Annotated in this window: 11 protein-coding genes; 2 read left to right on the forward strand and 9 right to left on the reverse strand. The window is 40.2% G+C overall.

Annotation, left to right across the window (positions count from 1 at the left end; genetic code table 11):
* Positions 1–10: 10 nt before the first annotated feature.
* The 9 genes from ACIQAA_RS07580 to ACIQAA_RS07620 form a co-directional block, all read right to left on the reverse strand.
* The gene (locus tag ACIQAA_RS07580; protein WP_402617185.1) at positions 11–877 is read right to left on the reverse strand and encodes an ROK family protein; all 867 of its coding nucleotides are present in this window, start codon (positions 875–877) and stop codon (positions 11–13) included.
* Between the two features lie 216 nt (positions 878–1,093).
* Positions 1,094–2,221 (reverse strand): glycerate kinase, encoded by a 1,128-nt coding sequence (locus tag ACIQAA_RS07585; RefSeq protein ID WP_402617187.1) that lies wholly within the window; start codon positions 2,219–2,221, stop codon positions 1,094–1,096.
* Positions 2,222–2,236: 15 nt separating this feature from the next.
* The gene (locus ACIQAA_RS07590; protein WP_402617190.1) at positions 2,237–4,201 is read right to left on the reverse strand and encodes a BglG family transcription antiterminator; all 1,965 of its coding nucleotides are present in this window, start codon (positions 4,199–4,201) and stop codon (positions 2,237–2,239) included.
* A 30-nt stretch (positions 4,202–4,231) separates the two neighbouring features.
* Positions 4,232–5,623, reverse strand: a complete 1,392-nt coding sequence (locus ACIQAA_RS07595) for a C69 family dipeptidase (RefSeq protein WP_402617193.1) — start codon at positions 5,621–5,623, stop codon at positions 4,232–4,234.
* Positions 5,624–5,689: 66 nt separating this feature from the next.
* Positions 5,690–8,320, reverse strand: a complete 2,631-nt coding sequence (locus ACIQAA_RS07600; protein ID WP_402617195.1) for a glycoside hydrolase family 38 N-terminal domain-containing protein — start codon at positions 8,318–8,320, stop codon at positions 5,690–5,692.
* 89 nt (positions 8,321–8,409) lie between these two features.
* Positions 8,410–9,435, reverse strand: a complete 1,026-nt coding sequence (locus ACIQAA_RS07605) for a PTS fructose transporter subunit IIC (RefSeq protein ID WP_402617198.1) — start codon at positions 9,433–9,435, stop codon at positions 8,410–8,412.
* 20 nt (positions 9,436–9,455) lie between these two features.
* Positions 9,456–9,764 carry a PTS fructose transporter subunit IIB gene (locus ACIQAA_RS07610; protein WP_402617201.1) on the reverse strand — a complete coding sequence of 103 codons (309 nt, stop codon included), beginning with the start codon at positions 9,762–9,764 and terminating at the stop codon, positions 9,456–9,458.
* Positions 9,765–9,782: 18 nt separating this feature from the next.
* Positions 9,783–10,253 (reverse strand): PTS sugar transporter subunit IIA, encoded by a 471-nt coding sequence (locus ACIQAA_RS07615; protein ID WP_402617203.1) that lies wholly within the window; start codon positions 10,251–10,253, stop codon positions 9,783–9,785.
* 398 nt (positions 10,254–10,651) lie between these two features.
* Entirely contained in the window at positions 10,652–11,788 is a 1,137-nt protein-coding gene (locus ACIQAA_RS07620; RefSeq protein ID WP_402617205.1) for a glycerate kinase family protein, read from the reverse strand.
* An 84-nt stretch (positions 11,789–11,872) separates the two neighbouring features.
* Between ACIQAA_RS07620 and ACIQAA_RS07625 the strand changes: the two genes are divergently transcribed.
* Positions 11,873–12,601, forward strand: coding sequence for a MurR/RpiR family transcriptional regulator (locus ACIQAA_RS07625; protein ID WP_402617207.1), 729 nt, complete (start codon positions 11,873–11,875; stop codon positions 12,599–12,601).
* A gap of 139 nt (positions 12,602–12,740) precedes the next feature.
* Positions 12,741–14,687 (forward strand): PTS 2-O-a-mannosyl-D-glycerate transporter subunit IIABC, encoded by a 1,947-nt coding sequence (gene mngA / locus ACIQAA_RS07630; protein WP_402617209.1) that lies wholly within the window; start codon positions 12,741–12,743, stop codon positions 14,685–14,687.
* The last annotated feature ends 8 nt before the right edge of the window (positions 14,688–14,695 follow it).

The raw sequence follows: 14,695 nt of genomic DNA on the forward strand, positions 1-14,695 counted from the left end.
CTCCACTGAATTAGTGATTCTCTTGAAGTGCTTGTTTGGCTAGCATAAGTGATCCTGTAATCCCGGCATAGTCTCCTAAACCTGGGCTTACAATATAATCGGATAACTCCGGTAAATGAACATAGTCTGCTACAAATACTTTCAAATACTTATAAATAGTCGGAAATAATTGCTTTTGATTCATGACTCCGCCGCCAAGGATAATTTTTTTCGGAGAAAGAATCAACACATATTGCATGAGGGCTTGAGCAATATAGTAGCCTTGCAGCTCCCATACCTCCTGCCTGTCTATCAGGTCAATCCCTTTAGCACCCCAGCGTTCCTCAATTGCCGGACCTGCGGCTAGACCCTCAAGGCAATCTCCATGGTATGGACATTTCCCTTGATACTCATCCTTCGGGTGCCGTCTAACAAGAATGTGCCCCATTTCCGGATGAGTTAAACCTTGAAGGAGTTTGCCCTGGATAATAGCTCCTGCTCCTATTCCTGTTCCAATCGTTATGTATATGCAGCTGTCCAACCCCTTGGCTGCCCCAAGAGTAACCTCACCTAAAGCCGCCGCATTCACATCGGTATTGAAGCCAATTGGCAGACCGAATTCTTTTTCCAGCGTCTTTACAATCGGGTAATCACGCCATCCCAGTTTTGGTGTCGAGGTGATTGATCCATAACTAAGGCTTTCCCGGTTCACATCAATCGGTCCAAAAGATCCAACTCCAATGGCCTCAAGCGTGTAGCCCTTAAAAAATTCAATTACCTTGGTCATCGTTTCCTGAGGGACTGTCGTTGGTATCTGAATTCTCTCTATAATTTTGCCTGTTTCATCTCCAACAGCACAAACAAACTTCGTACCACCCGCTTCAATAGCTCCTAACATCTTTTATCCTCCAATCATTCTAAAATCTACATTTATCATCAAAACGCTTTAATCATTATACTATACGCGTGATTGATAAAATGTATATAAACTCGAAAAAAGGAAAACAATCAAATCGTTTCCCTTTTATATCTTTAAAATTACTAACAATAGAACTGTCCGCCTCAGGTGGACAGTGTCCACGAGCGGTGACAGGCACCGAATTTGGCACCGAATTTATATCGCTAGTAAGCTAGCGATGTTTCTAGTGGTGCTGACGATGTTTTGGTATGCATTTTCGAGTGCATTTTCGAGTGTGGTTATTCCAGGGACTATGCTGAATACGGTATTAATTCCATGTTGATAGACGGCTTCGTAGCCTGGTCCGAGTGTTCCGGTTAGTGCGATGACAGGTATGTTATGTTTACGTGCTACTGCAGCGACGCCGATAGGAGTTTTTCCGTAAATGGTTTGGCTATCGATTTTACCTTCTCCGGTTATGACGAGTGCAGCACCTTTAATATGATCTTCTAAGCCCGTTGCCTCCACTACGATTTGAATTCCCTTTCGCAGCTGACAAGGGAGAAAAGCGATTAGTCCTGCACCCAAACCTCCTGCTGCACCTGCACCGGGAATATCACTTACTGACTTACCTAACTCTTTTTCCATCACACTTGCAAAATGGCGTAGATTCTGATCAAGCACACTAACCATTTGGGCTGTTGCTCCCTTTTGTGGACCAAATACGGCAGATGCGCCTTCTTTCCCTAGTAACGGGTTCTCAACATCACAAGCCACTTCAAAACCTACATCCTTCAGCCTTACATCAAAACCTTCTAAATTGATAGAATGTAAATTTGCTAAAGCCCCTCCGCCAAAGCCAATTTCACACCCGCTTACGTCGAGTAATTTTCCACCTAATGCTTGGACCATCCCTGCCCCGCCATCATTTGTCGCACTTCCTCCAAGACCGAGAATAATTCTTTCAACCTTGTAATCAAGGGCGGCTAAAATTAATTCGCCAACACCGAATGTTGTAGTCTTTAAGGGATTCCGTTCTTCTGGTGATACTAATTCCAAACCTGCTGCTGCCGCCATTTCAATGACAGCAGTTTTTCCCTTATGAATTAACCCAAAGAACCCTTCTACTTTTTCACCGAGTGGTCCTGTTATTCTATGTGGAATGACATGTCCATCCAATGCATTGACTAAGGAATTTACAAGACCTTCCCCTCCATCAGCCATCGGTACCTTTACAAATTCAGCTTCTGGAAAAACTTCACGAAATCCTTGCTCAACAGCAACCGCGACCTCATAGGCAGATAAGCTCTCTTTAAATGAATCTGGCGCAATAACAACTTTCATAGCATTCATTCCTTTTTACTTTATTGAGTAAAATAGACCCATAAAATCTTCGAAATTTTCCTTCGTACAAAGCTCATCAACCATTTTTTTATTTTGAACGAGCTTCCATATATGATTAAATAGATGGCCAAACTCTTCCTTGTCCTTTTCATTCAGAGCCAATAAAAGTATCAGTTGGACAGTATGTTCTCCCCATTTAACTGGTTTCTTTAGTATTCCTATTGCGATACAGGAACCAAGAGCGTTCGGCTTTAATGGATGAGGAATGGCCACAAGGTTTCCGATTGAAGTAGGAGATATTTCCTCCCGTTCCAAAACCGAACGTTGAAAAGAATCGTCGACATACCCCTTAATATTAAGGACTGTACTTAATGATTTAATAATTTCATTTGGTTTTTTTTTATCAACGTCGGTAAAAAACAACTCATCACTAAATAAATTTTGAAGTTTCTTTAATGATTTACTATTATCTTCATTGAGAAACTTACTAGTTATATGCTCTCTTACCTTTTCAATGTCCTTTTCCGTTAATATTGCATTTATATGAAGGGATGGGATTGGGCTTTCCTGTCGAATTGGAATCGTACTTAAAATTAAATCAACCTCTTCCTTTTTGATATCCGCGATTGAGTAGGAAGGATATGTGCCGACTATGTCAATTCCCGAAAAAACACTTTCCACACTAGCAGCAAGAAGCTTAGCCGTACCTAAACCGGATGCGCAAACGATGGCTACCCGCTTCATCTGACGGCGCTTCTTATTCTTCATTCGCTCAACGGCTGCTTCTAAATGAATCGCAATATAGCCAATTTCATCCTCGTTTACGACAAGCTCACTGTTATTTTGAATGATTTCCGCTGCCACAATGCCAAGCTCAAATGAGAAGGGGTAATTCCTTTTAATTTCGGTTAACATCGGATTCCTCAGATTCATTCGATATTTTAAGCGGTTAATCGCCGAACGTAGATGCAGTCCCAATCCATATATAAGCTCACGATCCTCTCGCAAATCAATCCGGTATACCCGATTAATTTCTGAGAGGATATTAGCCACTAATTGGTAGTGACTTTCCCAAACCAACTCAACAAAGTCCGATTGGTGAAAATCCTTATCTTCAAAGTGTTTCGCACCAAGTAAATGAATCGTAATATATGCGACTTCCCCTAAAGGAATTTTTATTGCATATTTATCTTCAATTGACTTTACAATTTTAGCCGCAACCTCGTATTCTACCTGATTTTCCAATTGGTCGAGTTCAATGGAACCGGCTTCAACATTTTTCCCTTTTTTAATTCTCTGTATGGCAATAGCGATATGCATTACTAAGTTATTGAGTGGCAGTTCAGCCATACTAAAAGACAACTCTTCAATATATTCCTTTGTAATAGCCTTTATTTCATCAATATTCACATCTGCGATAATCTCATTTTCAAGCTCAGCTTGTTCATTTTTCCTATTCGCTAGACTTTCAGATAAACAAAAACGAATATTCATTTCGTTTCCTAACAGCTTGATTCCGTAATTTTGCTTTTTAAAAAGTTTCAAGTCATATTTTTCAAGAAGCTTTTCTACCTGCTTCAAATCGTTATCCACAGTAGATTTACTGACAAATAGTTCATTTGCCAGCTGTTCAGCAGCAATGAAATCATCCGCCATGATAATTCTTTTTAAAATATATAGTATTCTTTCCTCTGGCAGGACAGGTGTATTTCCATGTTCCTCCTCCTGCAGCATAAAGAGTTCTTCGATTAACTCTGTAACTTGCTGACCAAGAGCACTATCAATAAAATAGCCAACACCTCGACTAGCCTCAATCTGAACACCTATTTTTTTCAACTCGAGATTTAACGTTTTCACATCATTTCTTATCGTGCGGGAAGTGACACCGAGTACTTTAGCCAAGTATTCACTTGTCACAGGTTCCTTATGCGATAGCAATTCTATAATCAATTTCTTAAGACGGCTGTTTAAAACAAACATACCTACCTTCCCCCTAAAACGAATAAGAAATTAATATGATAACACTGAATTTATCTGCTTTCGGACTTCCTCAATTGCCTCAACAGCTTCTTTTAAACATTCATTTGAAAAAGAAGTAACAAGACTGATTGCTTCTCTTCGTCTACCCGCTTTATGAAGAATGGCTGCTTCTTCCTCTATGTCACGAATTAAAGTTAACCATTTTTGTTCTAAAGGACCAAATACTTTTCTAGCAATTTCCTTATTCTTATTATATAAAGTTCCATTTTCATTCCCTTTTAATTCATCTAGCAGATCACGGAATTTCCACCAATAGGAATCCTCCGTTGATTGATCTTGCGCTGATATTGTAGGATTGACACTCTTGACACGGACTGTTCCTGCATTTGAGAGCAATTCCGGAAAACTTTGTTCACACATAAAGATTGGCAGATAAATACCCGTACATGGAGTAGCTGGCGACCACCAAATTAACGGTAAATACCACTCATCCTTTGGGATCTCAAAGATCGTTGAAGAAGCCGTGATTCCCCACGTAAAATTAGCCGGTGATGAATGCATACAAATGGTTTGAAAATCTGGAAGTGCCGCATTGAAAAATGGACCTTCTAGGAAGGTATCTTCATAATGATCACGTAAAATCCGCTTAACCCAATTCACATCAACTTGTCCGCTTTTCTCTGTAAGCAATTGCTTTGTACGCTGAACACGAATATGGGAAACTTGCAGTGCATTCGTGAAATCAGTATACGCATAGGCAGCATCGAAATTCTCACCAAGTCCAATCCATCCAGCCTCTACTGCGTTTTCAATGAATCTCTCACTCGTTAAATCCCAATTCTGACGAATACTCATTTCGTTTGAAATCGAATGGAACTTTTCTTTAATTTTCATAGCTGCCCATTGGTGGTCAACTGTTTCTAAAACCCATGCTTCCTTGGAATCTGCGATAAGAAAAGAATTATTGTAAGGCTTCTCTTCTCCAACTACAGCCGTTCCCCATTGACCATATTCCTCGACTAACTGAGTGATCACCTCTAAAGCACCCTTCGCCGTTTTCCCTCTTTCAAGACCTAGGCGGACAAGCTCCATACCTAGAATCCCTTTTTGTTTCCCTGGGTCAGAAGCACTTTCTTTTAAATCCTTTGTAAAAATCGCTTCATTCCCAATTGCGACACCGTATTGATTCATGCCTTGCTCATAGCCCCAACACCAATAAGGGGAAGAACCGATCGTTAAAAAGGTTTCCTCGACTTGTGCAATTTCAACATATGCCAATGGTAACACGGCATTACTTTTATAGGATTTACGCTGATTATAGACAAGCGGCTGACTTTCATATGCAGGTCGATCACTGTTTTTTGCAACCAACATGCTAGCTGAACGTGTATAATCTGGCAGCACAACTAAGTTATCACACATTTTTATCCCTCCGGATTTAAAAAGAAAGAGATTCCCCCAAGAACTCTAGGGGGACCTCCTCACATTTCAAGATAATTGAAAACTAAAGATTTCGTTTGGCTTAATGTCTTTCAAGTTAATTTCATTGTTCTCAATTTGTATTCTCTTGTCAGTTTCAGGTAGCAGAGTTTCATTCAAATTAACAAGAATAATATTCTTGAAAAATGCTTGATTGACTTCGATTTTTGCTGAGGCAATAGGTTGATTGGTTGTATTGTAAAATCGAACTAATAAACTATCATTATTCTCAGACTTTTTAACAGCACTTAGTGCCAAACCAGTGTTATCAAGCAGTATGAACGTTGATTGGTCCCCTAATGATGCAGATTCTGACTTCTCATTAACCGGAACTGTCACAAATGGAGTAGTGAATTCATTGGCTTTACTTGCTACATTAGACTCGATTTCATTACCTGCATGGGCCACAATTGAATAGTTCATTTCATGTTTACCAAGTAATAGACTATCCGGTGTTTCCACATGTAATCCTGAACGTCTTCCAGGACGGTCCACTAAATCCTGCTTACCCATGTAATCGGTTCCCGCAAGAAGGGTTACTGCAATGGTTGGCTTTTCACCATGTAAAATCTCGTATTGAGGCAACCCTTTATTTAGAATTGCGATTCCTTTTTGATCATCCGAAACATCAACAAATTTCTGCTGTGGGTAAATCGGATAATATTTTTCTTCCCAGTTTTCCCGCTCCCAGTATTCAACCTGTTCTAAGTAGTTATCACGAAGAATGGTCCCAAATTGCTGATCAGCAATATGTGTCTTCGTTTTGAGACCTGTATCGAATAGAGCTCGGATACGATGGTTTTTCACGGTATTGTCAATGATGGTTTGAATATCAACACGATCTTCATAACGATTAACACTTACATACGTTTCAATGGTAGAAGCTTGCCTTTCTTCTGAACGTCCATTGACATCTGTATCAATCGGGAATTCTAAATGATACGTAATCTTAACAGTCGCATAAATAGGTCCGTTATGAATTACCTTTATTTCAGGTGCGGCTTCTTTGGTGGTAATCAGAACATCTTTACGTGGTGGTGAGAAATCATATTCATCACCTGCATTTCCTCCCTCTTCAAAAACATTTAACCCTTGAAAAATTGCACCCGATTTTTCTTTAATCGTGAGTGACCCATTTTTTTCAATGCTCACTTCCATAAACTCGTTGAAAAATGTGCCATTCTGGAATACATCCGCATACGTATTGGCAATTGGTGCCTTTTCTTTCACGTAGTAGGTACTAAAACCAAAGCCGTCTACTTCTGCAGCAAATTTAATTTTTGTCGTAAACACAAATTGATCTTCATTTTTTACACCAATTTCGATTTGTTTATCATTTAAATTCTCTTCTTTTGTTTCTAGAATCTGATAAGGAACTCCATTGCCTTTTGTGTCAACCAGAGTAAATTCTTTTGACGTTAAATGAAGGGTTGCCTCAGCAAGATTCTTTCTCTTTTTCCCAAGCGTATTGAAGACCACGAGCGGAATCCCTTCATCTCGGAAGTTAATTTTCCCCAATAAGTCTTCTGTAGCTGTTTTCTGAACCGCCTCACCAATCTGCTTGGCAAATTCATACCTCATATCCATTTCTTGATGGGTGGCATCGGTACAGACATTACAAATGGAATCATGGGCATGATTTTGCATCATGTACTTCCAGCCCTTGTTAATAATGTCATTATCATAATGGTCTCCAAGTAGAAATGATACAGAGTTTAACGGCTCAACATATTTTTCATATAAATTTTGAACCTCAAAATTTTTCTTTTTCAAGTCTAAACGTGTCGAGGCAATGCTGACATGGACGCGCATATTTTTACCCTTTCTAAATTCACCAGAAAGGCTGTCGAGATTTTCCGCTGCCCGTTCAACTTCTTCAAGATAATCCTGCAATTTGCTTAGTCTTACCTCGAAATCACTTCCATGTTCAGCATAATGACGATTTAGCTCAGCGATAATCTCAGGAAGATCTTTGTTAGCACTCCTTTGGTCGAATCCGCACATTAATAACATGTTTGAAGAAGTGACCATCTCTTTTAATTTGTCATGGTTCTCATCAATGATTTCTAAATTTTGTTTAAAATCGGTTGAAAGCATACGCCCATTTCCATAACCTAATGGCAGATGGGTTGCCAGTACCTTCGATCCGTCTGGTCCCACCCACCAGAAATCGATCTTTTCGGTTTCCTCATTGGTAATCCCACGCCAAAATAAAGCATAATTCATACCAAAACCGCTTAACACCTGTGGAATTTGTGCCGCTTGGCCAAAGGAATCAGGCAAATATCCAATTTGCATCGAAGGACCAAACTCATCACCAATTTGTTGACCAATTAACAAATTCCGTACAAGTGACTCTCCACTTGGGGTAAATTCATCAGGCTGGATGTACCAAGGTCCAATGACTAGACGTCCTTCTTTTACAAGCCTGCTAATTCGATCGCGATTTTTTGGTTTGATTTCCAAATAATCTTCTAAGACAATCGTTTGTCCATCTAATAAAAAGGAAGTATAGGCTGGGGTCGTTTCTAAAAGTTCAAGTAATTCGTCAATAAAGCGGATTAATTTCACACGGTATTGCTGATAGGTTTGGTGCCACTCTCGATCCCAATGTGTATGAGAGATAACATGAAATTTCATAGTAAAATCCTCCAGAACCAGTTTTTTGTTATTTATAAAGAGAATGAGGGTCCTGTAACAGTACCCTCATGGAAAATTAGTTTATAAGTTTATACAGCTTCTTGAGTGTAAGCTACTTCTTCTTCTTCGATATTCTTTTTTAAGAGTACTGTCATTAATGCCGTTACAACAATGCCCACTGCAAAGGCAATTAAGAACATTACTGGCTTAATGAAGAAAGGAATAATGAATACTCCACCACTAGGTACAGGAGCTTCGGCACCAAGTACAAGTGCTAATGCACCGCCTACTGCTGACCCAACAACAATAGATGGAATAACTTGTAGTGGAGCACCTACTGCAAAAGGAATCGCACCTTCGGTAATGCCTGTTGCGCCCATAATGGTTGTAGGAAGTGCACTCATTCTTTCTCCAACTGTAAATTTCTTAGGAGCAAGTCTTGTTGCAAGAGCTAGTCCGATTGGCGGTGTCATAATACCAATCCAACATGCCGCCATTGGAGCATAAATACCTTCATTTAACATCCCAACACAGAAAGCAAACGCAACCTTATTAATAGGACCGCCCATATCAACCGCCATCATAGCACCAATAATTAAGCCAAGGATTAATAAATTTCCACCGCTCATTGATGTTAACCATCCTTCTAAACCTTTAGAAGCAAGGGCAATTGGCTGACCTATGATATAAATCAATAAGGAAACAATACCAACACCTAATAGTGGAATGACAATAATTGGTTTTAGAGCTGCTAAATATGAGTGCATTGGAATTTTCTTCAATAAGTTAACAATATAACCAGCAAGGAAACCGGCCACAATCCCGCCTAAAAATCCGGCACCGATTTCATTTGCAATTAATCCGCCGACCATACCTGGAGCAATACCTGGTCGATCTGCGATTGAATAAGACATATACCCCGCCATTACCGGAACCATTAAGGAGAAAACTAGAACTCCTGTTTCAACCGCTTTTTTAGCAAAACCTGTTTCCTGTTCGCCGCCACCTAGTAAAAGACCAAGTGTTAAGAGTAATCCCCCGGCAACAACAAACGGTAACATATAGGAAACACCCGTCATTAAATGTGTTTTAGCTTCTTCAAGGATTTTTTTCATCGTTGATATCTCCTCTTTGATTATTTTACAAGCTCAAGTGCTTTATTGATTAAAGCTTGTGGATTCTTCACTGCTTCTGCAACAGGAACTTTAAGAGTTGGGATTTCACTAAAACGATCTGATTTTGCAATTGCTGTATCAACGGCTAAAATAAGAACCTGTGCACCTGCAACATCTTTGGCTGAAATAGAATTTTCAATTCCCATCGCGCCTTGTTTTTCTACTTTAATTTTGTGACCCATTTTTTTTGCTGTCATTTCTAAAGCCGCTGCGGCCATATTTGTATGTGCTACTCCTGCTGGGCATGCTGTAATTGCAATAATATTCATGATAAAGTCCACCTTTTTTTAGTTTGTTTTTTGAGTAATAACTCCATCTAATAAGTTCAAAATTTGTTCAGGTTGAGCAGCGTTCATGAGCTGATTGCGAAACTCATCGTCCATTAATTTTCCTGATAGAGCAGCTAGAATTTGCAAATGTGTGGTTCCACCTTCAGCCGCCGGAATGGCAAGCATGATGATGAAAGTAACAGGCTTATCATCTAATGAATTCCATTCTACGCCATTTGATGTTTTCCCAATAATGATACTCGCTGTTTCGACGGTATCGCTTTTACAGTGGGGAATCGCAAAGCCATTGCCAAAACCAGTTGAAAATTCTGATTCTCTTTCTAATACACCCTCAATAAACGCAGGCACAGATTTAATTCTTCCTTGTTGTCCGAGTAAAGAAGCTAATTGAGAAATCACTTCTAATTGGGTAGACGCTACCAAATTTAACTCAATCAAGTCTTCATTAATCAATGATTTGATTTCCAACACTTCACCTTCCATCTTGTTGTTTTATTAGTAATGGGATTCTTCCACTGGAAACCCTTACAGAAGATAACGTTATCCTTTACAACTTGAATTCTATATTCATTCTAGTGAAAATAAAAATTAATTCTTTTCCTTTTCCTTTAGGAAACGATTACAACTCCTATAGGGGATAGTCTTTACAAGCCTTCATGAGTTCCTTCTTTTATAGCAAAAAAGGAATTCCGATTTGGAATTCCCACGTTCTTATAATCTTTTTTACTCCCTATTACATTTTTTAGGATGGCTTCTTCGTGATCGTTAACTATTCTGGGGACAAACCACCCTGCATTTTGGAGAAATTCGCGCGTAATACATTCCGCCTCAGGTGGACTGTGTCCACGAGCGGTGACAGGCACCACTTAGAACAATTGTAATACTCTGCCGATTTGTTCTCCCGTTCTTTTTAGGTTTGTCCGGGTTGTCTCCGGATTCATAGCTTTTTCTAGGCTGATGGGTCCACCTACGATTGTGAAATAGGCGGTGATGCCCGATTCATGCAGGCTCGGATTTCCTTCTGTGATGTCACCAGCTAGGGCAATGACAGGGATTCTGTGCTGTTTAGCTAAGAGTGCGATTCCTGCTGGTGCTTTTCCCATCGAGGTTTGCCCATCCAGTTTTCCTTCCCCTGTGATCACGAGGTCCACGCCTTGAAGCTGCTCCTCGAAACGTGCAAGCTCAAGTATCAACTCAACACCTGATTCTAACTCTGCCTCCAAGAACCCAGCAAAAGCGCTCCCCAATCCACCGGCTGCTCCTGCCCCTGAAATCGACTGCAAGTCTGTACCTTGCTGTTCCAATACGACATTAGCAAAATTTCTGAGACCTTCATCTAGCTCTGTAACCATTTCAGGAGTAGCCCCTTTTTGTGGTCCATAAATATAGGCAGCCCCATTCAATCCATATAGCGGGTTATTAACATCACACGCAACACGGAATTTAGCAGCTTTTACCTTTTCCAGAACATGCGCGGGATCGATTCTTGAAATCTCCTTAAGAGCGGCTCCCCCATGTCCTACAAGCTCCCCTGCTTTCGTAAAAAACTGATATCCAAGGGCTTGAAGCATACCGACCCCAGCATCATTGGTCGCACTTCCCCCGAGTCCAATGATAAAATCACGGCAGCCCTTTTCAATTGCATCCAAAATTAACTGACCTACACCATAGGTGGTAGTGAGAAGTGGATTGCGCTCTTCTTTCGGTAATAATGGCAATCCGCAGGCTTCCGCAACCTCAATCACCGCGGTCATCTTATCCCCTAAAATACCGTACCTCGCCCTTACCGGCTGACCTAATGGACCGGTTACAACACTGTCCACAAACTGACCACCCGTTGCATAAACTAGCGCCTCCACTGTTCCTTCGCCCCCATCCGCGACAGGCAATGACTGAACAGAAAAATCTGGATTGGCCTTCAAAAGTCCTTCGGCAATTGCTTTATTTGCTTCTATTGATGATAGGCTTCCCTTTAAGGAATCCACCGCTACTAAAATTTTCATTGTTAATCCCTCCCGCACCCCTTAGTGAAATCACTTGATTGTTTGTTATAATAGTACGAAGGTAAATATCGGGGTGAAAAATATATGCAATTTGAAGAACGTGTACATAAGTTTGAATATAAATTAAATGATACGGATGACCAAATTATTGACTATATTCTCGAAAACAAGCATGAATTCGTGAATAAATCGATTCAAAGTATTGCCGCTGATCTGTATACTGTTCCCAACACAATAACAAGATTATCAAAAAAGCTGGGGTATGATGGTTTCTCACACCTCAAAAACAGTATTAAAGAAGAACTCGATTCAACTAAAGCTCCTAACGAAGATAGTTCCTATTATTTTATCCAAAAAACCTTTGAACTTATTGATATGGAAAGAATTGAAATGACTGCAAAAATGCTGCATGATTCAAAGCATGTCCTCTTCTTTGGTGTTGGCGACACCGCAGATTTCTGCGAAATGATGGTTCGAAATTTACGAGTTGCCGGGAAACACTCAGAACATCACATCCATCGCCATGAAATGCTCTATATGCTCGATCAAATGAATCAACATGACGTTTTGTTTTTAATCAGCTTATCAGGTGAAACTCCTCAGGTGCTTGAAATGGCTGAAAAAGCAAAACAAAGCGAAATTCCAATCATATCCTTAACGCATTTTACAAAGAATTCACTCCAAGAAGCTGCAGCTGTCAATCTATACTGCTTTGCACCCAAAAAAATTAAAAATGGATACAATATAACTGATCGAACACCAGTTATGATTGTCTTACAGACATTATCGCAAGTTTACTGGGACCACTTTTAAAAATGTGTACTTATACACATGAAACCGGTTAATTTTATAACTATTGTGTAAAAATAAGAAGAATCGTTCTTCTTGTTTTTTTTTTGTTACGATAAATCCGTGAAATGAAAACACTTTCAAATAGATGGAGGTAAACAAAATGCAACTACAAACACTTACCTCACCAAGCTTAGTCAGTACTGGAAATGTCTTTGAATCTAAACATGAGGCAATTCAGTATTTGATCAAACAGCTGGGTGAAGCTGGTAAAATACATTCTCAAGAAGAATTTTTAAAAGCTGTTTTAGATAGAGAAAAACTTTCTCCAACAGGTTTTGAAGGCGGTCTTGCCATCCCACATGGAAAATCCACAACGGTCAAGGAAGCATCATTTGCAATCGCAACCCTGAAAAAACCGTTAACGGACTGGGAAAGCATTGATCCAAATAATCAGGTACAATTGATTATCTTATTGGCGATTCCAGAAACGGAAGCAGGCTCTACCCATCTTCAATTACTTTCGGAATTTGTTACAAGATTATCAAACGAAGCGTATAAAAATAGACTTTTAAATGCAAAAACCAATACCGAATTATATGAATCATTAGATAAGGTAGAAGTAGAAAAAGAAACAAAAGCAGGGAACAAATTGAATAAAACCGTTATCGGTATTACCGCATGTCCTGCTGGCATCGCGCATACTTATATGGCGGCAGAGGCACTCGTAAAAGCAGGTAAAGAACTGGGAGTCGACGTATATGTTGAAAAGCAAGGGGCAAACGGCATCGAGGATCGCCATACAACGGACCTATTGAAAAAAGCCGACGCGGTTATTTTTGCCGTTGATGTTGCAGTCAAAAATGAAGAGCGTTTCGCACACCTGCCAAAGATAAAAACATCGGTGGCAGCTCCACTGCGTAATGCAACAAGTTTAATCCGTGAAGCATTAGATAAAGCGGAAAAGACACCGAAGAAAGAATATAATCCAGAGCAAGCTACTGCATCCGGAGCAGATGAAACAGGAGAAAAATCATTTAAAGCGGAAGTTAAAGACTCGATTTTAACAGGTATTTCTTATATTATCCCGGTCATCGTGGCCGGTGGTATGACCTTAGCAGCTGCCGTGCTAATTTCACAGGCGTTCGGCCTTCAAGAAGTATATGCAGAAGAAGGTTCATGGTTATGGTTATTAAGACAACTTGGCGGCGGACTTCTCGGCCAGCTGTTGGTCCCAATATTAGCAGCTTACATGGCATACTCCATCGCGGATAAACCGGCACTCGGACCTGGTTTCGCAGCCGGTGTGGCAGCAAACTTGATTGGCTCAGGTTTCCTTGGCGGTATGCTCGGCGGTTTCTTAGCCGGTTTCTTCTTAAAGTTTTTAAAGAAAAAGATCCAGCCAAAAGGAACATTTGCAGGATTCATTAGTTTCTGGGTATACCCAGTTGTTGGTACACTTGTCGTTGGTTCGATCATGTTATTCGTGGTTGGTGAACCACTTGCCTGGTTAAACCAAAGCTTAGTGGAATTTCTAGGCGGCTTATCAGGTAGAAATGCCATTCTTTTAGGAGCCATTATTGGTGCGATGGTTTCATTCGACTTGGGCGGTCCAGTTAACAAGGCCGCTTACACCTTCTGTATTGCGGCAATGGCAAGCGGAAACTTTATTCCTTACGCAACATTCGCTTCCGTTAAAATGGTTTCTGCTTTCGGTGTAACAGGTGCGACTATTATCGGTAAAAAGTACTTTACAAAACAAGAACAAGAAATCGGAAAACAAACATGGCTACTTGGTTTAGCAGGTATCACCGAGGGTGCTATTCCATTTATGATTAACGACCCATTACGGGTAATCCCTTCATTAATTGCAGGTTCTGCCGTAACAGGTGCAATTGTAGCTTATTTTAACCTCGGATTAAATGTTCCAGGTGCAGGGATTTTCTCCTTAGCACTATTACAAGGTCAGCCAATCCTGTTAGCAGCAAGCATCTGGCTAGGAGCCGCATTAATCGGGGCAGCCATTTCAATGTTTCTGTTAATCGCAACGAGAAAAAGTAAACTGAAAAAAGAAAAACAAGAAGGTACTATTACTAAAAAAGCAGCGTAATGTTTGGA

The organism is Neobacillus sp. NPDC093182, from assembly GCF_044754045.1.

Excerpts from the sequence above, each read along its gene's own strand:
- ACIQAA_RS07580 (WP_402617185.1), bottom strand. The coding sequence starts at position 877 with ATGTTAGGAGCTATTGAAGCGGGTGGTACGAAGTTTGTTTGTGCTGTT.
- ACIQAA_RS07585 (WP_402617187.1), bottom strand. The coding sequence starts at position 2,221 with ATGAAAGTTGTTATTGCGCCAGATTCATTTAAAGAGAGCTTATCTGCC.
- ACIQAA_RS07590 (WP_402617190.1), bottom strand. The coding sequence starts at position 4,201 with ATGTTTGTTTTAAACAGCCGTCTTAAGAAATTGATTATAGAATTGCTA.
- ACIQAA_RS07595 (WP_402617193.1), bottom strand. The coding sequence starts at position 5,623 with ATGTGTGATAACTTAGTTGTGCTGCCAGATTATACACGTTCAGCTAGC.
- ACIQAA_RS07600 (WP_402617195.1), bottom strand. The coding sequence starts at position 8,320 with ATGAAATTTCATGTTATCTCTCATACACATTGGGATCGAGAGTGGCAC.
- ACIQAA_RS07605 (WP_402617198.1), bottom strand. The coding sequence starts at position 9,435 with ATGAAAAAAATCCTTGAAGAAGCTAAAACACATTTAATGACGGGTGTT.
- ACIQAA_RS07610 (WP_402617201.1), bottom strand. The coding sequence starts at position 9,764 with ATGAATATTATTGCAATTACAGCATGCCCAGCAGGAGTAGCACATACA.
- ACIQAA_RS07620 (WP_402617205.1), bottom strand. The coding sequence starts at position 11,788 with ATGAAAATTTTAGTAGCGGTGGATTCCTTAAAGGGAAGCCTATCATCA.
- ACIQAA_RS07625 (WP_402617207.1), top strand. The coding sequence starts at position 11,873 with ATGCAATTTGAAGAACGTGTACATAAGTTTGAATATAAATTAAATGAT.
- mngA (WP_402617209.1), top strand. The coding sequence starts at position 12,741 with ATGCAACTACAAACACTTACCTCACCAAGCTTAGTCAGTACTGGAAAT.